Consider the following 16,514-nt stretch of genomic DNA (forward strand, 5'->3'; position numbering starts at 1 on the left):
TTAACATTTTTTGTTAACAACCTTTTACTTATTAATTATACTGTATTTTTCGCAAAAATGCGAAGTTTAGTAATTATTAAAGTATAATAAAGTATTGATTACACAACCGCAGGATTATAAATCATCGTAAAGTGTCCTTGTAATAGTTCAATATGACAAGGTGTATGAAGCGAGCTTTCTCCATCTGTATCTACTTCTTTTTCTTCTTCTGTTTCAATATGAATGGATTTCGCTTTTACATGGAAGATGTCATTTTCATTTGAGTCTTCAAATAGTTTCTTCCCGATATAATCTTTAAACGCTTGAATACCTGTTGATTTTACAACAAAAATATCAAGTGTTCCGTCATCACATTTTACGTTCGGAATAAAGGATGGAATACCACCAAGATATTCACCGTTTCCAACCATAACAAGGACGGCTTCGTCTTCATATACTTGTCCATCGTACGTAATTTTTACGGGGAATGTTTCAGCATTTTTGACAGTTCGAATGGTGCTTAAATAGTAACCAATTTTCCCAAGCTTTGCTTTCTCTTCCGCATCGATATTGTTTGATACTTCAGAGACAAGTCCAATGCCCCAGAAGTTTAAGAAGTGTAGGTCATTTGCTTTTGCGACGTCAACTGGTTTTACATGTCCTTGTGTAATAAGTTTTGCTGCTTCTGCGATGTTTTGCGGAACGCCAAGTGTGCGAGAGAAGTCATTGCAAGTTCCGCCTGGAATGATTGCAAGTGTAGGTCTAGTTTCAAGAGGTGCTAAGCCATTTGTGCATTCAAATACAGTGCCGTCACCACCAAAGACGATAATTAAATCTACTTTACTAGCAAACTCCTGACAATATTTTGTTGCATCACCTTGCTTTTTCGTATGAAGGATATGTAAGTCAGGAAAAGCTGCCGCAAGAGGTGGTACAATTTTCGTTAAATTCGTATGTAAATCGCCTTGCCCTGCTTTTGGATTTACGATGAGGAGTACTTTTTCAAATTTTGTTTTTGTCATTTTTATTCTCTCCCTTTGTCTTTTACGAATCGTGATAGAAAATAAACTTCCACCAGTAATTGATGGTGGAAGTTTATTCTATTATATTATTCCGTTACAACTGAAGCGATAAATGGTAAGTTACGATATTTTTCTGCGCAGTCGATACCGTAGCCAACGATAAATTCGTCTGGAATTTGGAAGCCAACATATTCAGCTTTTAAGTCCACTTTACGACGCTCAGGTTTATCAAGTAACGTACAGAATTTCAATGCTTTCGGTTTATGCATAAAGAAGTGATCTTTTAAGAAGTGAAGTGTTAAACCAGAATCGATAATATCTTCTACGACAATTACGTTTTTTCCAGTGATGTTTACATCGATATCTTTTAATAGTTTTACTTTTCCAGTTGTTTCTGTTTGATTTCCGTAGCTAGATGCAGAAATAAAGTCGATTGTTACATCGTTTTTAATGTGACGAATTAAATCGGCAGCGAATACGAAAGATCCTTTTAATACAGCGATTACTACGATTTCTTCTCCTTCAAAGTCACGTTCGATTTGAAGTGCTAGTTCTTTTACTTTTTCTTGTAATTGTTCTTCAGAAATTAAAGTATCTTTTATTTCAAGATTCATTGGAGTCCTCCTACAGTGTAAAACTTGTGAACATTTCGACTGTAAAGGAAAGAAGGGGAAAAGTCAAAGAAGATATAAGTTTTTTACAGAAATCCCCACAAAATAGTCAGATGATATGATATACTGATTACATCAAGAAAACGCTTCCAAAAGGATGATTATGATGAGAAAGAAAGAGTATACAAGTGCAACATTTATAAAAGCATTACTTTTAACAATTGTTCTTGGTAGTTTGGCTTACATAATTGATGTACCAGCGATTCGGATTTCACTAATTGGAATGACTTTAGTATTAGGCGCAATTTCCCACGGTATGATGTCACAGCTACAAGAAGCTGGAGTGGATCATATGAAAAATCATATAGATAAGAAATGAGAAACCTTCACGTATAGAGAGTGAAGGTTTTTTGTTTCTTACAAAAATGTAAGGTAGTTGTAAGGCAAATCGATAGTTGCATAGTAGTGTTTTGGATAAACTATAAGTGTAAGGTAAAAGGCAAGCATATTTTAGGTAAATTAAGTTTTAGGCACTCTATATGTGAAAAAGGAGTAGGAGGGCATGGAGAAACGTTGGACGACCTTTTCTTTTTTAGCAACTAGCAACACCGTAATGCTAGCTGGCGAAATGGATTTTTTGCACTTGTTTGATCGAGAAGACGATCATTTTTCTTCTAAATTTACAATGAAATGGAATAAATGGAGCGAAAGTTGTAGGTTTGAAGAAGAGGCCCCTAACGAAGAGCAAAAGATTATTTTGACAAACCCTATTAAAGCGTGGGTTGTTCAACGTCGTAAGTGTAACGTCAAAAATCACTTAAAGAAAACTGAGCCGAGACAATTAGTTATCGCTCCGGCCTGTTCTACTTCTACATCACGCGAAAGTAACATGTAAATATTGAGACACACACCCGAAAAAACATCGCATATATTGCGATGTTTTTTTATTTTTCTACAATGAAATCTTTAAATGAAATATATTTCATCTGCATCTTATATTTATATCTCTTGTTTATTCTAGTGATACATCCGATGCGAGTTGATGTGAATAAAATATAAGGAGAGAATGAAGATGAAAAAGAGACTATTACCAATTTGTGCAATGGCACTTTTAACAGTAGGATATTCTTCAGTAGCGAGTGCGGATACTGGAACAGTAACAAAGGAAGAACAGGCACAACTGCAGCAAGATAAAGCGAAAAAAGAAGCATTGATTAAAGAACAGCAAAAAAGTGAAGAAGAGAAAAAGCGAATAGCGCAAGAGCAGTTGAAAAACGATAAGGCGAAAAAAGAAGCATTGATTAAGGAACAGCAAAAAAGTGAAGAAGAGAAAAAGAGAATAGCACAAGAACAGTTGAAAAATGATATGGCAAAAAAAGAAGCAGCACAAGTACAACAAAAAAATGGTGCGGTAAAAAAAGAAGTAGCGAAGCCAGCTGTACAAGGTGAAAAATTACCAAACACAGCATCTAATAATGTAGCAATGATGGCACTAAGCGCATGTCTTGTAGGGATAGGGACATTATTTGGTTTGAATCGTCGCAATAAAGTTAAGGCGTAAATAAAATATTGTCCTATAAAGAATGGAATAATTTCATATATTAAAAATGGTAGGTTATTCCTACCATTTTTGGCATGGAGGGATGAACATGAAGTTACTCAATTATATAGGTATCATATTGATGGCCATAGGGCTATTCACGGGATCATATTACGCTATGGAATGGTATAAAGGAAAAAGCTCTGCTCAACAATTAACGAAAGAAGAATTAAAGAGCCTTGAAAATATACAACATAAGCAACTTTCTTACGAAACACCTGTAACTTCCCAAGTACCTTCTTCTCAAACAGAACATAAAGAAGGAGAAAAGGTTGCACTGTTAAATATACCGAAAATAAAGAAGAAGTTTTCTATATACTGGGGAGCGGATGATGCAACGTTGAAGAAAGGAGTTGGAATGTTCGTTAGTGATGTAACGACAACACCATCTGGAGGGGGACATACTGTACTGAGTGGACACCGGGATACTGTCTTTACAGATTTAGGAGAGTTAAAAGAAAAAGACACTCTTGTTTTAGAGTATGATAATAAAACTTACACATACGAAATTCAAAAGATATGGATTACCCATGCGGATGATCGTACTGTTATTATAAAAAAAGAAGAACCGATATTAACACTAACGACTTGCTATCCATTTGATTATATAGGGGATGCACCAGATAGATATATTATCGAGGCGAAGTTAACGGCTAGTTATTCAAAATGAAGTGATAGTTTCTGAAAGCGGAAGGGGGATACATAAGTTATGTCAAAAAACATTTTAATTGTGGAAGATGAAGATATTTTGCGTGAAATATTAAAAGATTATTTTTTGAGCGAGCAATATGTAGTGTTTGAAGCAAGAGATGGGAAAGAAGCTTTAGTTGTATTTGAGGAAGAAGAGGTTGATTTAGTTATTTTAGATATTATGTTGCCGGAACTTGATGGATGGTCTGTTTGCCGAAGAATTCGTAAAACATCTGAGGTTCCTATTATTATGCTGACGGCACGTGTAGATGAAGATGATACGTTACTTGGATTTGAACTTGGGGCGGATGACTATGTGACGAAGCCGTATAGCCCACCAATTTTATTAGCAAGAGCGAAAAGGCTGTTAGAAAGTAGAAAAGTAACGAAGCAACTTCTAGAGAATGAAGATGATACATTATCCATTCACGGTATTCACGTCCACTTCCCATCGCGCACTGTTACGGTAGATAGGACAGACATTAATTTAACACATACTGAATTTGAAATATTAGCGTATTTCATGAAAAATCAAGGGATTGTTTTAACGCGAGAGCAACTCATTTCAAGAATTTGGGGATATGAATTTGCTGGTGACGATCGAACGGTTAATAGTCATATTCGTAATTTAAGAAATAAATTAGGAGAGAAAGCAAAGTGCATTACAACTGTAGTACGAACAGGTTATAAATTTGAGGGGAATGTATGAGAAAGGGGATTGTACTAAAATTATTTGCCCTCACAACAGCATTATGTATGTTAATTTTAGCGACGATATTTATTGGACAAACGATATTTTTTAAACAATATTATGCGAATCGAAAAGTAGAAGATATTAAAGTGAATTTAAATTCCTTTGAGAAGAATTATTTGAATTATGCAGGAAGTGCAGAAGGAATTCAGAAGCTGGAGCAAGACTTTTTAAGAGAAAATAATACGTGGATTACAACGTTAGATCAGAATGGGAATTTAAAACATGCGGATGATTTTTATTTTGAAGTAACGATAGATCGTAGGCAACAAAAGAGCTTTGGACAACAAATATTCAAAATTCCTTTATACAATCTCGTCAATATAGAGGAGATTGATAATAAATTATCAGATCCGTTTTTAGGACAAGAAATTTATTTTTCTGGCGTGAAAAAAGGTGATAGTTTTATTCCATTCTCTTTCGCGTTAGGTAAGCAAAATTTAAATGGATCTAATAAACCGTTAGAAAAAGCGTTTCAGGAGAAAATGAAATTAGATGAGGAGAAAAAGAGAGCGGATCAAGAACAACTTGTTAAAGAAAAGAAACCAGCTGTTCAGGAAGAATCTGCTCAGGAATTAGATACTTACATAAGAGGACGTGTTACGAAAGTACAGTTTCCTGATGTAAAAGGTCTTGTAAATCCAATTTATAAAAATAGTCTATTCTTAGATAGCATAAAAGAGTTTCAAAGGGATGTATTACTAAATGAAAGTAATCAAATAGAATATTCAATAAAAACAATGGACTATGAAAAAAATGATATAAAATATAAATTATTAATGAAACCAATAACAGAAAGAGACGGATCAGTCACATATATTTATGCGATGGCTTCTTTACAGCCTGTAGATGAAGCTGTACAAATGGTGCAAGATTACTACATTTACATCATTGCATTTGTAGTCGTTCTTATTTTTCTAGCTTCGTTCTATTATTCAAAACAAATTGCAAAGCCGTTATTAAAAATAAATGATACGACGAAGAAAATAGCACACTTAGATTTCACAGAACAAATACCGATTACTTCAAAAGATGAAATTGGTGATTTATCGAAAAATATTAATGTATTATCTAATAAGCTCCATTCGCATATTGGACAGCTAGAACAAGATATTGAAAAGGAAAGAAAGTTAGAAAATACGCGGAAAGAATTTATTTCTGGTGTTTCGCATGAATTAAAAACACCGCTGAGTATTATGAAAAGCTGTATTTCTATTTTAAAAGATGGAGTAGCTGAGCATAAAAAAGAATACTATTTTCAGGCAATGGAACGAGAAGTAGATAAAATGGATACTTTAATTTTGGATATGCTGGAGTTAGCTAAATTTGAGTCAGGTACATATAAAATGAAAAAGGATGTATTTTATATCGATACAGTAATTGAAGATATATGTGAACACCTTTCTGTGGACATAGAGAAAAAAGAACTTCATGTGCATAAAAATATATGTTCATTTGAAGTAGTCGCAAATCAAAGTCGGATTGAACAAGTAATCGTGAACTTCATTACGAATGCCATACGTTATACACCGAATAAAGAGGATATTATTATTTCTACAATAGATGAGAAAGATCGTATAAAAGTGTGTATTGAAAATAAAGGTACTCACATTGAAGAAGAGCAATTAGATAAAATTTGGGACCGTTTTTATCGCGTGGATGCAGCTCGCCACCGTTCACAAGGTGGAACTGGGCTTGGTCTAGCTATTTCTAAAAATATTTTAGAACTGCACGATGCTGAATATGGGGCAGAAAATACAGAAGATGGTGTATTATTTTACTTTTATTTACCTAAAAAAGCGTAGATGATGCATGCTACGCTTTTTTAATTTATTTTCATATTATCTTTACCTAATCTTTATTTTTAAGCGATATAATCTGGTTAGAAAATGAGGTTATGTAAGGAGTCGATGAACCGTGCATAGCAAGTGGCTAAGTATAATGGTATTTATTTTCTTTTGTGCATTTATTGTATTTTTAATTGATATTACGATATAACAAAAAGAGCGCTTATTAAGCGCTCTTTTTGTTTGAATTTATTTGATAAGCATTGATGCTCTTGAATAAGCGAGGTGAAGTAAGAAATAAAAATATAAGTAAAACGGTACATAAAATAAAAGAACCGAGCATTGTACTGCCGTTTACGATTAATGAGTATAGAACTGCTGATTGACCTTTCGGTGCATATTGTCCCCAGAAAATAATACCAGCAATAAAGTGGCAGAAATAGCGAGCAAAGCTACCGATAAATGTAGCAAGGATAATATAAGCAAGGACTTTCTTACCTTCGTTTTGTTTTGATGAAGGTTTTTCTTTACGGCTACCTAAACTTGATTGTTCTAAGTTATTTTCATTAGACGTTAAAAGTGCTTTTTGAATTGGACGATAGAATAAGCCAGCAAATCCGATAAAAGCAAAGGCAATGAAGTACTCAATGAAAGCTTGAATAGGTGTTAAAATGTAAGCATCTCCTACGACAATTTGTAATAGTCCCCAAACTAAACCACCTAAGAAAGCTGATTTAAAGCCCCAGCGGTATGCAATAATAAAAATAGGAATCATAGCGAATGAAATGGAACCGCCTGTTGGAAGTTTGATTGATAATGGTAAAATGTCGATGACCAAGGCGAAGGCTGCAAGAATTGCAGATTCGATCATCGCTTGTAAATTGGTGTTACGCATGTTGTCTCCCCCTAAATCCAAGTTGTGCAAAAAAGAATAGATATCATAGGAGGATACGAAATACGTAAATAAAAAAGAGGTATGTATTTCGGACGTTTGCACAATCCCTGCGTTAGCATTAACTAACAGGTTCGAAGGGTCGGAACGAAGTGTTCCCTCTCAGCGGCATGGCTCCCCCAGTGATAACGAGATTCTTTATTTGCTATTGTTTATTGTAAGCGAAATGGATGAGAATGGCAAACGAATACAGTATGACAATGATTGAAATAGAATTGTAGCGAAATGTTAATAAATATGAAGCAAAAGGGTATAGTACAAGAGAAATAGAGTGTGCTATAATTTTTTTGAAAATAATTATCATTCTCTTCTGAGGGGGAAGGTTATGAGCTTAGTAGATATTAAAATCGGTGAGAAAGTGTTAGTAAAAAGCGTTCAGTCTTTAGATCATTTACTGAAGAGAAGATTGGCTGCTTTCGGTCTTTCTGAAGGAAGCGAACTTCGCATGAAGCAGAAAGCGATGTTCAAAGGTCCTTGTACATTGGAGTGTCGTGGACAGTTAATTAGTATTCGTCATTGTGACGCGAAAATGATAAAGGTGGAATTAGCGTGAATAAGGTAGCTTTGCTAGGGAATCCGAATACAGGGAAGACATCATTATTTAATGCACTTACTGGTTCTTATGAATACGTAGGAAACTGGAGCGGTGTAACAGTAGAAAAGAAGGTTGGTAAATTAAAAGATAAGCAAGGAACATTAATTGATTTACCAGGTGTTTATGATTTGAATCCAGTTTCGCGTGATGAAGGTGTCGTTACAAATTTTCTACTAACAGACGAATTTCATCATATGTTAAATATAGTGGATTCTTCGCAATTCGAGAGAAATATGCATTTAACGTTGCAATTACTTGAGTTTGGAAAGCCGGTTTCAATCGGATTAAATATGGTCGATGTGGCAAAGCAACGAGGCATTGTAATTGATGTAAAACGATTATCAGAGCTATTAGGTGTAACAGCCGTTCCGGTCGTTGCAAGAAGTGGAAAAGGCTGTGAAGAACTACTTGCTACTCTTAAAGAAAATGACAAAAACGAGAAAAAGCCATTCATTATTTCATATGGTGTACAGATGGATGAAGGAATTGGAGAGGTAATAGCTCTTTTAGAGACAGCGAATTATAAGCATCCAAGATGGTTAGCCCTTCAATTTTTAAGCAATAACGAAGTAGTAGAAAAAGAAATGAAAGCATTACCAATTTATAAGGAACTTGTAGCCATTCGATCTCGCTTAGAAGGAAAACTTGATTGTACGTTGGAAGAGCACATTTACAAAACTCGTGAAGCGTATATTGAAAAGTTAAAAACAAATGTTATGAAGCATGAGAAAGAAGGAAAAATTCCTTTTTCGGAAAAAATTGATAGATTAATTACACATAAAATTTTAGGACTTCCAATCTTTTTAGCAGTTATGTTTTTTATTTTTCAGGTTACGTTTACGTGGATTGGTACACCTTTATCCGATATGTTAGATGAATTTTTTGGTGGACAGCTTACGGATTGGGTAACGGCTGGGCTCACAAGTGTTGGAGCTTCTGATTTTATTCAAGCACTCGTTACAGAAGGTATTATTGCCGGTGTTGGTGCGGTATTAGTATTCGTTCCACAAATCTTTGCACTATTCTTTTTCATTTCATTATTAGAAGACTCAGGATATATGGCGCGAATTGCAGTTGTTATGGATAGAATTATGGAGTTCTTCGGTTTAAATGGAAAAGCATTCATTCCGATGATTATCGGTTTTGGATGTAATGTTCCAGGTATTATGGCAGCGAGAACGATTGAACAAGAAAAAGAACGTTTACTTACAGTTCTTGTAACACCATTTATGTCTTGTTCGGCACGTTTACCTGTATACGCATTATTTGCGGGAGTATTCTTCCCTCATAGTCAGGCAACTGTTGTGTTTTCTTTATATGTTGCAGGTATTGTTCTTGCATTATTAGTTACAAAAATTATGTCTCTTACCATTTTAAAAGCGGAAAAGTCTATTTTCGTCATTGAACTACCTCCTTACCGCGTGCCACAAGCGAAAACGTTATGGCTAAGCACGTGGGAGAAAGGGAAAGGATTTGTTCGTAAAGCAGGTACATTCATCTTCGGTGGTTCTGTTGTCATTTGGTTATTAAACTATGCAGGTCCATCAGGATTTGGTGTTGATATGGGAGATAGTTACTTAGCGATGATTGGTGGATTTATTGCACCACTATTTGCACCGCTCGGCTTTGGAACGTGGCAAGCTGCAGCATCTCTTTTAACAGGATTTTTAGCGAAAGAAGTTGTCGTTTCTACAATGGCAATTATTTATGCGGTGAAAGAAGATGTGCTTGGAAATGTAATGGGAGCACATTATACTGCGTTATCAGCATATGCATTTATGTTCTTTATTTTATTATATGTTCCGTGTTTAGCGACAGTAGCTGTTATTAAACGTGAAACAGGATCAACGAAGTGGACAATTTTCTCTGTCGTTTATCCACTCGTTGTTGCTTATGTATTAACGTTCATTATATACCAAGTTGGATCCTTACTCGGATTCTAGAAGGAGATGTATTAGAGTGATGGTCAATATTATAATCGGAGCTATCATTTTTGGTTATGCAGCATACACGTTAGTTAATTTTGTAAAGAGAAGTAAAAAGGGAAAATGCGCAGCATGTTCTTTAAATAAATCATGTCAGTCGCAAACTTGTAGTCCGGATATGGAGCAAGTTGCTCATAAATAGAAAAAAGCTTTGCGAATTTCGCAAAGCTTTTTTGTTTTACCTTTTAATTTTTACAAGTTGAGAAGCTTCTACACCGTTGTAGCCAGGGAATTCTTTACTAGGGTCTTTATCGAATTTTAATACCCCAACAGATTTTTCATCGCCTTTTACATTTACGTAAGTTGCATCATCAACAATCGCGAACATGTCGGCATATGCACGTCCACTTCCGATAATTGTATTGCCTTCGTATTTTAATTTTGCCCCATCAAGTGTAGCATTTTCTACTTTTTCTTTAGCAAATAATACACCTTGTTCTGCTGTTACAGCTGGTAATTTATTAAGTGGTTTCGTGTCGTCTTTTTCATCAACTTTGCTAAGTAACTCTTTCTTCACCAGTTCTTCACCAGTTTTCTTATCCATAACAAGAACTTTTTTACCCTCTAATGTAGTCATTTTCATTTTATAGAAGTCTTTTTCTTTCACTTCTTTTTTGTTTTTATCTGTAATTTGTTGAACTTGTTCTTCTGATCCGTACAGTACAAAACCGTTTGCTTTCTCTCCTAATAAAGAACAACCTGATAATGCTCCGAATGAAATTGCTGCTGCTAATCCGATGCCTACTAATTTTTTCATGATGATTTCTCCTTTTTATATGTTTTATTGTAAATACAGTTTTTGTATTAGTTCTGAAATGATGAGAAGCTTGTTCGTTGCTTCTGGTATTAGTGTATAAGAAATATTGCAACGTAACTATCGAGTTAGCTTACAGTAACATTACAATAATGTAATTTAGTGAAAGTGCATAAAAATAAGTCAATTCTGAAGAGGGTTAATGAGAATATATTAGGAATACAATGTTTTATATAGAATGTCATATTATATTGGCTGTATTTTGGAAATAACATGTAAGGACATATTAGTTTTGTTATAATAAACACGTAGGCTGTAAAAATGAATATTCTTTACTGTTAAGGGAGATTTTTCAGTTTTCCAAGTAGTGAATTTGAAATATGAGGTAAGTCATAGGAGGAATTAGAATGTCTGTATTTAAACGATTACGAGATTTAACAATGTCGAATGTATATTCATTAATTGAAAAAGCGGAAGATCCAGTTAAGATGACGGATCAATATTTACGCGATATGCAAGCGGATGTACAAGAAGCTGAGAAAAGTGTAGCAGCTCAAATTGCACTTGAGAAGAAATTCAAAATATTATTTGAAGAGCAAGAAGCACTTGTGAAAAAACGTGAAGAGCAAGCTCATATGGCTGTTCAAGCAAGCAATCTTGATCTTGCACGTCGTGCTCTTGAAGAAAAACAAAACGCAGAGCAAAAGATGAATGAGTATAAAGCAAGCTATGAGCAAAACAAAGCTGCTGCCGATAATCTTCGCCTGAAGCTAGAAGAAATGCGTAAGCAATTAACAGAGCTGAAAAATAAACGTGAAACACTTGTAGCACGTGTAAATGCGGCGAAAGCACAAAAGAATATTAATCAGGCGATGTCTGGATTTGATTCAAATTCAGCAAAAGCTGGTTTAAGTCGTATGGAAGAGAAAGCTCTTCAATTAGAAGCTGAAGCAGAAGCAAGTGGTGAAGTGTATAAAAAAGAAAAGTCATTAGATGATGAATTCGCAAGCTTAAACAAAAATTCTGCTGTTGACGATGAATTAGCTCGTATTATGAAGCAGTATGAGAAATAATATAGAATAGACAAAGAAACCGACATGTCTGAAGAGAATTCATGTCGGTTTTCTATTACATTTTAGAGGAGGTTTTGCAATGACATGGACAAATGTGTTAGCCATGCTTGTATGGACTGGAGCAAGTGCAGTACTTTTATTTGCAATTATGTGGGTTGATTCAATTTTTACTAAATACAATGATTTAAAAGAAATAAAGAATGGGAATACAGCTGTAACAACGCGTTTCGTTATGAAATTATTCGCGCAAGGGTACATTTTATCTCAATCCATAACGAAAGCAAATGACTTATGGCAAGCGCTACTTGCATCAGCAGTTTCTTTCGTTATTTTATTAGTGGTAGAAATGTTTATCGAATTTGTGTTAAAGAAAATGTCCGGTTTAGATTTAGAAGAAGGTACGAAAGAAGGCAGTGTTGCGCATGCGATGTTGGCCGGATCATTACATATCGTTGGTGCACTTATTTTAGGTGCTTGTTTATAAAGAGAGAAGGAGGGGTAAATCATGAGTTTATTTAAACGAATTAAAAATATAATGAAGAGCCCAGAACCGCCGAAACCGGAGAAGAGTTTGTTAACGTTAGCTCCTGGCGATATGATTGAAGTTTCATTAGTCATGTACGAATTAACTGGGAAAACGAGTATGCATTCTCGTAAAGAAATTGTTTTAACACTGCAAGACGGGAAAGATATTCGTTATTTAAAAATTGAAGATCGTGAAAATACGTATTACAAATTATATACACCAATCGATGGTCGTTTAGATTCAATTGATGAAGTTCCGACGACAATTGAAATGGATGATACAGAGTACCATATGGAAGAGCAATATAACGGACGTGTTGTTGTGATGGGGAAAACACCATTCTCTGCTTCAGAGGAACAGTACGTATGGGAATTCCAATCAGATAACCGAAAATTATTACGTATTGAATGGCAAAATGGTCGCACAATGATGTATGAGGGAGAAGCAATTATTCCTGCTGATGTACAAATTATAAGAGCAACGTAAGGGGGCGTAATCATGTCAAACCGATTGTTTACCATGATTAAATCGTTCGTAATCCCTATACTTGCTATCGTTCTATTACTTGTTGTTGCTGGATATGCCTTATCAGGTTGTCAAGGCGGACAGACAAAGTCGATTCAAGACCGTTATCCACTAGAATCTGTCGCAAAAGAAGGTAAACAAGAATCTTACGTGTATAGGGCCGCCAATCGGTCAGTTCCTGAAGTCGCAAAGGAACTCATTAATGAAAGAGAACCGAAGCAAGCATCTAAAGAAGACGAAAATCAAATGTTCCTCGTTTATTCTGATAAGATTTATAACCTGCAAAAGGATAAAGAGAAACCTTCTGATACGTTAATTGAAATAAGTAATAAAGAATTTGTCCGTCAAAATTACCAACCATCCTTCCTGCAAGGATATATTATGGGAAGTATTTTAAACGATATATTCGGTTCACGAAAATCATCATACGGTGATTATCGCGGATATAATGACAGACAAAATCATAAACCGGTTATTCCAGAGAGACCGCCTACGAAAGAAGAAAAGAAAACCCCGCCTCCAATTACGAAGGAAGGGAAAGGATCTATCATTAAGCGAGGCGATAATGTAGATTCGAAACCTTCCGTAGGAGATACAGGAAGTATTACGAAAAAAGGAAGTAGTACGCCTCCGCCTTCTACTGGAAGCAAAGGAAAAATTACAAAAACACCAGGTGGCTCGAGCGGATCAGATGTGAAGCCGAAATCCTCTATTAAAACGCCGCCAAGGAATACATCTCCTCCGAAAACGAGGGTCGGTGGTTCAGGAAAAATTACGAAGAGAAGATAGTTATAGAGACCGGAAAGTAGAATGTGCTTTTCGGTCTTTTTATTATGGGAATTAATTCCTTATAGCTGGTACAATTAAGTTATAAGGAGGAGATTAGTATGACTATATATAAAAGGTTTAGTTTGATTATGTTCCTCGTCTTATTCCTCAGTTTGTTTATTAGCACAACGATGAAATTTCACTTTGTAGTAGGTATTCTATGGATACTATGTACATGTACTCTTTTTCTATATGTTCCGCTGCGCTTTCAACATGAAGTGCCTACCTTTCAAAAATACGTAGCATGGATTAAGAGAGGAAGAAGATGGGGAGAGTAAAATTATATCAGCGATTATTGAAATATATCGACTTACCGACAACGACCGCAACTTCATAATAAGAAGAGGGTGTGCCAAATTGTTGGCACACCCTCTTTATTCATGATGATTAATGAATATCACGTTTCTTAAAGTTACCGCCTTTTACTTCTGCTACGTCATAAACTGTAATAAAGGCGTGCGGATCGATTTCATTAATAAGTTCTTTCATTTTACTTTCTTCTAAACGGTTAATTACACAAGAAATTTCTTTGAATTTCTCTCTTGAATAACCACCGTATACTTCGTTATATGTTGCACTTCGGCCTAAACGATCACGAATTGTTTCTACCATTAATTCAGGCTCTTTCGTAATGATTTTAAATGCTTTCGAACCACTTAAACCAACTTCAACGATATGAATCACTTTCGAAGCAATAAAGTAAGCAATTGCCGAAAGGATAGCTCCTTGAAGACCGAATACTGTTGATACGAAAATAAATACGAACATGTTTAAGAATAAAATAAGGTCACTTGTTCCAAAAGGTAACTTACGAGAAAGCAATACAGCTAGCATATCGATTCCATCTAATGCGCCGCCGTTACGTAATGCTAGCCCCATACCGAAACCGATAATAATACCACCAACAACTGTAACGAGTAGTGTATCGCCTTCAATAATAGCTGGTATTCCGTGCATAACAACAGTACCTACTGCTAATGAAGCAATCCCGATAATGGAATAAATAGCAAAGCTTTTACCGATTTGCTTATATCCTAACCAAACGAAAGGAATGTTAATAACTGCGATTAGAGCTCCTAATGGCAATCCAAATAATCTTGAACTAACGATACTTAAACCAGTCACACCACCGTCTGATACGTTATTTGGAATTAATACTGCTTCTAATCCGTACGCTGTAATAAATGCCCCAATAATAATCATCAAAGCTTTTGAAGCAATTTTTAGCTTATTGGGCTTGTTTTTGATAATTTTCTCCATGTAATTTCCTCGTTTCAAACTAGTTTCTTATTTGTTACGTCATTCACACCTAACTTCCATTTTAACATTTAATTTGAAAAATTTCTCCTTTAATGGATGTATGCAGGGGATATTATGACCATACTCACTTTAAAATATTTTTGAAGTGAGTATAAGAAATCCCATCCTTTCAAAGGATGGGAGACTATTAAGAAATGATAAAACTAAGCACGGATAGGAATAAAGAAAATCCTAAAATAGCTCCGCAAACTTTCATATGACGTTTACGTCCCATCACAACGATTGCGACATACTCACGAATCATTGCATTAGGCCAGTAATAAAATGCAGTTTTTGATCCGATTCCTTGGCTATTAAGCCCCGCTTGTCTTGCATATATACCAGCGCGGAAAAGATGGAAATTATTCGTTGTAAAAATACTTCTATACTTACCTTCAGGTTTTAAAGACTCCATAATTTCTTTAGAGAACGACATATTTTGATATGTGTTTACAGAGCGATTTTCTTGCACTGTATGTTCAAGCGGGATTCCTTTTTCAACAGCGTACTTTTGCATCGCTTCCGCTTCTGGAAGACCTTCATCTGGACCTTGTCCACCAGAGAAAATGATTGTTGGTGGTGTATTCACAGCGGCTTGTTTCCAGTAAAAGTCGATTGCTTTATGAATACGACTTGCAAGTAAAGGCGGTACTTTATCATTAATTAAGCCGCTACCAAGAACGATGATGAAATCTTGATTACGCCTTGGTCTGTTGAATTGATATAGAAAATAAGCGCTTAAGAAGTTAGATAAGTGTATAAAGAAATATAAGGTTATAAGAGAAATTCCACCAAAAATAGGTTGCAAATGCGGTGAGAAGAAACTTGCTGGACTTATGAAAAAGAATAATATACAGAATAAAATACCTAAAGCAGCAATGAGTGTTAAACAGTTAGTGAACCGTCGTCCTTCTCGTTTCATTAAAATTCTCGCATTCAGAAATAGCCCAAACATTAAAGCAACAACACCGAAAGGAATCATAAGAATAAGTGCTAAAATAGGTAAAATTATACTATAGCGTAGGACATCAATACTTGAATTTACAGATATAATCACACAAAAAAGAAGGAAAAAACAGAAAAAAACATTAAATAAAAAGCCGTTTATTATTTTTCGCGGATCCTTTAAGTAAGAGATAAGAAAAATAATAAACAATATAAGAGGAATAATTCCAAAATACATAAATATAGTACACCTCAATTTGTATAATAATTTGACATACCTTCTATATTACATGATTTTATAATTGAAAATGAAAGAAAAAATGATTTAGAATTTTCTCAATAAAATATATAGATACATATGTTACAATGTATGGAAAGCGATATATTAAAAGTAAAATGGTTGAAAAGGCACTCTATGGAGTGTCTTTTCTTTTTTTCATGTAATTATGCATATTATATTTATTTTCAAGTGAAGAGGATTAAAATATAAGTGGTAGGCAGACTATATAAAGCAGAATTTCTTACAAACATTTCCCTCTACTTTTTGTATCTAACAATCGTATAACAATAAATAATTCTGTTTTATAGCGTC

At 34.8% G+C, this 16,514-nt stretch carries 20 protein-coding genes and 1 riboswitch; of the genes, 14 read left to right on the top strand and 6 right to left on the bottom strand.

Translation table 11 applies throughout. The annotated features are described in order from the left end of the window. Positions 1-98 precede the first annotated feature (98 nt). A complete protein-coding gene (locus DT250_RS22040) occupies positions 99-1,001 on the bottom strand; it encodes a diacylglycerol/lipid kinase family protein (protein WP_000167910.1) in 903 nt (300 codons plus the stop codon). An 86-nt stretch (positions 1,002-1,087) separates the two neighbouring features. Continuing rightward, positions 1,088-1,615: a hypoxanthine phosphoribosyltransferase gene (gene hpt / locus DT250_RS22045; RefSeq protein WP_001047287.1), complete on the bottom strand. Its 528-nt coding sequence runs from the start codon at positions 1,613-1,615 to the stop codon at positions 1,088-1,090. A 160-nt stretch (positions 1,616-1,775) separates the two neighbouring features. On the opposite strand from hpt, the gene DT250_RS22050 reads away from it, so the two are divergent. The 6 genes from DT250_RS22050 (at position 1,776) to DT250_RS22075 (ending at position 6,458) form a co-directional block, all read left to right on the top strand. Continuing rightward, complete coding sequence (locus DT250_RS22050; protein ID WP_097889152.1) at positions 1,776-1,991, top strand: hypothetical protein; 216 nt, start codon at positions 1,776-1,778, stop codon at positions 1,989-1,991. Between the two features lie 183 nt (positions 1,992-2,174). Next, positions 2,175-2,507: a hypothetical protein gene (locus DT250_RS22055; protein WP_097889153.1), complete on the top strand. Its 333-nt coding sequence runs from the start codon at positions 2,175-2,177 to the stop codon at positions 2,505-2,507. Positions 2,508-2,684: 177 nt separating this feature from the next. Further along, positions 2,685-3,173, top strand: a complete 489-nt coding sequence (locus DT250_RS22060) for an LPXTG cell wall anchor domain-containing protein (RefSeq protein WP_097808224.1) — start codon at positions 2,685-2,687, stop codon at positions 3,171-3,173. 88 nt (positions 3,174-3,261) lie between these two features. Beyond that, positions 3,262-3,882 (top strand): class D sortase, encoded by a 621-nt coding sequence (locus tag DT250_RS22065; protein WP_088064656.1) that lies wholly within the window; start codon positions 3,262-3,264, stop codon positions 3,880-3,882. Between the two features lie 39 nt (positions 3,883-3,921). After that, positions 3,922-4,611, top strand: a complete 690-nt coding sequence (locus DT250_RS22070) for a response regulator transcription factor (RefSeq protein WP_060486642.1) — start codon at positions 3,922-3,924, stop codon at positions 4,609-4,611. Then, positions 4,608-6,458, top strand: a complete 1,851-nt coding sequence (locus DT250_RS22075) for a sensor histidine kinase (RefSeq protein ID WP_088064655.1) — start codon at positions 4,608-4,610, stop codon at positions 6,456-6,458. Before DT250_RS22070 ends, DT250_RS22075 begins: the two co-directional genes overlap by 4 nt. A 208-nt stretch (positions 6,459-6,666) precedes the next feature. Here DT250_RS22075 and thiT read toward each other — a convergent pair whose 3' ends face one another. Beyond that, positions 6,667-7,335 (bottom strand): energy-coupled thiamine transporter ThiT, encoded by a 669-nt coding sequence (gene thiT, locus DT250_RS22080; RefSeq protein ID WP_088064654.1) that lies wholly within the window; start codon positions 7,333-7,335, stop codon positions 6,667-6,669. Positions 7,336-7,421: 86 nt separating this feature from the next. Continuing rightward, a riboswitch (TPP riboswitch) is annotated at positions 7,422-7,523 on the bottom strand. 194 nt (positions 7,524-7,717) lie between these two features. Here thiT and DT250_RS22085 point away from each other — a divergent pair. Genes DT250_RS22085 through DT250_RS22095 form a run of 3 tightly spaced genes read left to right on the top strand, consistent with a single transcriptional unit; the run spans position 7,718 to position 10,114 of the window. Continuing rightward, positions 7,718-7,945: a FeoA family protein gene (locus tag DT250_RS22085; RefSeq protein ID WP_000060518.1), complete on the top strand. Its 228-nt coding sequence runs from the start codon at positions 7,718-7,720 to the stop codon at positions 7,943-7,945. After that, positions 7,942-9,930, top strand: a complete 1,989-nt coding sequence (feoB, locus tag DT250_RS22090; protein ID WP_106382738.1) for a ferrous iron transport protein B — start codon at positions 7,942-7,944, stop codon at positions 9,928-9,930. The genes DT250_RS22085 and feoB overlap by 4 nt, the downstream gene beginning before the upstream one ends. Before the next feature lie 16 nt (positions 9,931-9,946). Next, complete coding sequence (locus DT250_RS22095) at positions 9,947-10,114, top strand: FeoB-associated Cys-rich membrane protein (RefSeq protein WP_000989599.1); 168 nt, start codon at positions 9,947-9,949, stop codon at positions 10,112-10,114. A gap of 36 nt (positions 10,115-10,150) precedes the next feature. On the opposite strand, the gene DT250_RS22100 is transcribed toward DT250_RS22095, so the two are convergent. Next, positions 10,151-10,729, bottom strand: coding sequence for a lipoprotein BA_5634 family protein (locus tag DT250_RS22100; protein WP_088064652.1), 579 nt, complete (start codon positions 10,727-10,729; stop codon positions 10,151-10,153). Between the two features lie 404 nt (positions 10,730-11,133). Between DT250_RS22100 and DT250_RS22105 the strand changes: the two genes are divergently transcribed. The 5 genes from DT250_RS22105 to DT250_RS22125 all read left to right on the top strand — a co-directional run bounded on the left by DT250_RS22105 (position 11,134) and on the right by DT250_RS22125 (position 13,956). Beyond that, complete coding sequence (locus tag DT250_RS22105) at positions 11,134-11,799, top strand: PspA/IM30 family protein (protein WP_000110287.1); 666 nt, start codon at positions 11,134-11,136, stop codon at positions 11,797-11,799. Between the two features lie 79 nt (positions 11,800-11,878). Next, a complete protein-coding gene (locus DT250_RS22110) occupies positions 11,879-12,283 on the top strand; it encodes a DUF350 domain-containing protein (protein WP_000220323.1) in 405 nt (134 codons plus the stop codon). 21 nt (positions 12,284-12,304) lie between these two features. Continuing rightward, positions 12,305-12,811: a DUF4178 domain-containing protein gene (locus tag DT250_RS22115; protein WP_000051753.1), complete on the top strand. Its 507-nt coding sequence runs from the start codon at positions 12,305-12,307 to the stop codon at positions 12,809-12,811. Between the two features lie 12 nt (positions 12,812-12,823). Next, positions 12,824-13,639 (top strand): DUF4247 domain-containing protein, encoded by an 816-nt coding sequence (locus DT250_RS22120; protein WP_000071201.1) that lies wholly within the window; start codon positions 12,824-12,826, stop codon positions 13,637-13,639. 98 nt (positions 13,640-13,737) lie between these two features. Then, entirely contained in the window at positions 13,738-13,956 is a 219-nt protein-coding gene (locus DT250_RS22125) for a hypothetical protein (protein WP_149213705.1), read from the top strand. A gap of 109 nt (positions 13,957-14,065) precedes the next feature. Here the strand turns inward: DT250_RS22125 and DT250_RS22130 are convergent, their stop codons facing one another. Together DT250_RS22130 and DT250_RS22135 are read right to left on the bottom strand one after the other, a co-directional pair. Next, entirely contained in the window at positions 14,066-14,938 is an 873-nt protein-coding gene (locus DT250_RS22130) for a YitT family protein (protein WP_000411244.1), read from the bottom strand. Between the two features lie 187 nt (positions 14,939-15,125). Beyond that, positions 15,126-16,160 (bottom strand): YdcF family protein, encoded by a 1,035-nt coding sequence (locus DT250_RS22135; protein ID WP_087984896.1) that lies wholly within the window; start codon positions 16,158-16,160, stop codon positions 15,126-15,128. Between the last annotated feature and the right edge of the window lie 354 nt (positions 16,161-16,514).

The organism is Bacillus sp. AR2-1 (assembly GCF_008368755.1).
Taxonomy (GTDB): Bacteria; Bacillota; Bacilli; order Bacillales; family Bacillaceae_G; genus Bacillus_A; species Bacillus_A wiedmannii.

Excerpts from the sequence above, each read along its gene's own strand:
- DT250_RS22040 (WP_000167910.1), bottom strand. The coding sequence starts at position 1,001 with ATGACAAAAACAAAATTTGAAAAAGTACTCCTCATCGTAAATCCAAAA.
- hpt (WP_001047287.1), bottom strand. The coding sequence starts at position 1,615 with ATGAATCTTGAAATAAAAGATACTTTAATTTCTGAAGAACAATTACAA.
- DT250_RS22050 (WP_097889152.1), top strand. The coding sequence starts at position 1,776 with ATGATGAGAAAGAAAGAGTATACAAGTGCAACATTTATAAAAGCATTA.
- DT250_RS22055 (WP_097889153.1), top strand. The coding sequence starts at position 2,175 with ATGGAGAAACGTTGGACGACCTTTTCTTTTTTAGCAACTAGCAACACC.
- DT250_RS22060 (WP_097808224.1), top strand. The coding sequence starts at position 2,685 with ATGAAAAAGAGACTATTACCAATTTGTGCAATGGCACTTTTAACAGTA.
- DT250_RS22065 (WP_088064656.1), top strand. The coding sequence starts at position 3,262 with ATGAAGTTACTCAATTATATAGGTATCATATTGATGGCCATAGGGCTA.
- DT250_RS22070 (WP_060486642.1), top strand. The coding sequence starts at position 3,922 with ATGTCAAAAAACATTTTAATTGTGGAAGATGAAGATATTTTGCGTGAA.
- DT250_RS22075 (WP_088064655.1), top strand. The coding sequence starts at position 4,608 with ATGAGAAAGGGGATTGTACTAAAATTATTTGCCCTCACAACAGCATTA.
- thiT (WP_088064654.1), bottom strand. The coding sequence starts at position 7,335 with ATGCGTAACACCAATTTACAAGCGATGATCGAATCTGCAATTCTTGCA.
- DT250_RS22085 (WP_000060518.1), top strand. The coding sequence starts at position 7,718 with ATGAGCTTAGTAGATATTAAAATCGGTGAGAAAGTGTTAGTAAAAAGC.
- DT250_RS22100 (WP_088064652.1), bottom strand. The coding sequence starts at position 10,729 with ATGAAAAAATTAGTAGGCATCGGATTAGCAGCAGCAATTTCATTCGGA.
- DT250_RS22105 (WP_000110287.1), top strand. The coding sequence starts at position 11,134 with ATGTCTGTATTTAAACGATTACGAGATTTAACAATGTCGAATGTATAT.
- DT250_RS22110 (WP_000220323.1), top strand. The coding sequence starts at position 11,879 with ATGACATGGACAAATGTGTTAGCCATGCTTGTATGGACTGGAGCAAGT.
- DT250_RS22115 (WP_000051753.1), top strand. The coding sequence starts at position 12,305 with ATGAGTTTATTTAAACGAATTAAAAATATAATGAAGAGCCCAGAACCG.
- DT250_RS22120 (WP_000071201.1), top strand. The coding sequence starts at position 12,824 with ATGTCAAACCGATTGTTTACCATGATTAAATCGTTCGTAATCCCTATA.
- DT250_RS22125 (WP_149213705.1), top strand. The coding sequence starts at position 13,738 with ATGACTATATATAAAAGGTTTAGTTTGATTATGTTCCTCGTCTTATTC.
- DT250_RS22130 (WP_000411244.1), bottom strand. The coding sequence starts at position 14,938 with ATGGAGAAAATTATCAAAAACAAGCCCAATAAGCTAAAAATTGCTTCA.
- DT250_RS22135 (WP_087984896.1), bottom strand. The coding sequence starts at position 16,160 with ATGTATTTTGGAATTATTCCTCTTATATTGTTTATTATTTTTCTTATC.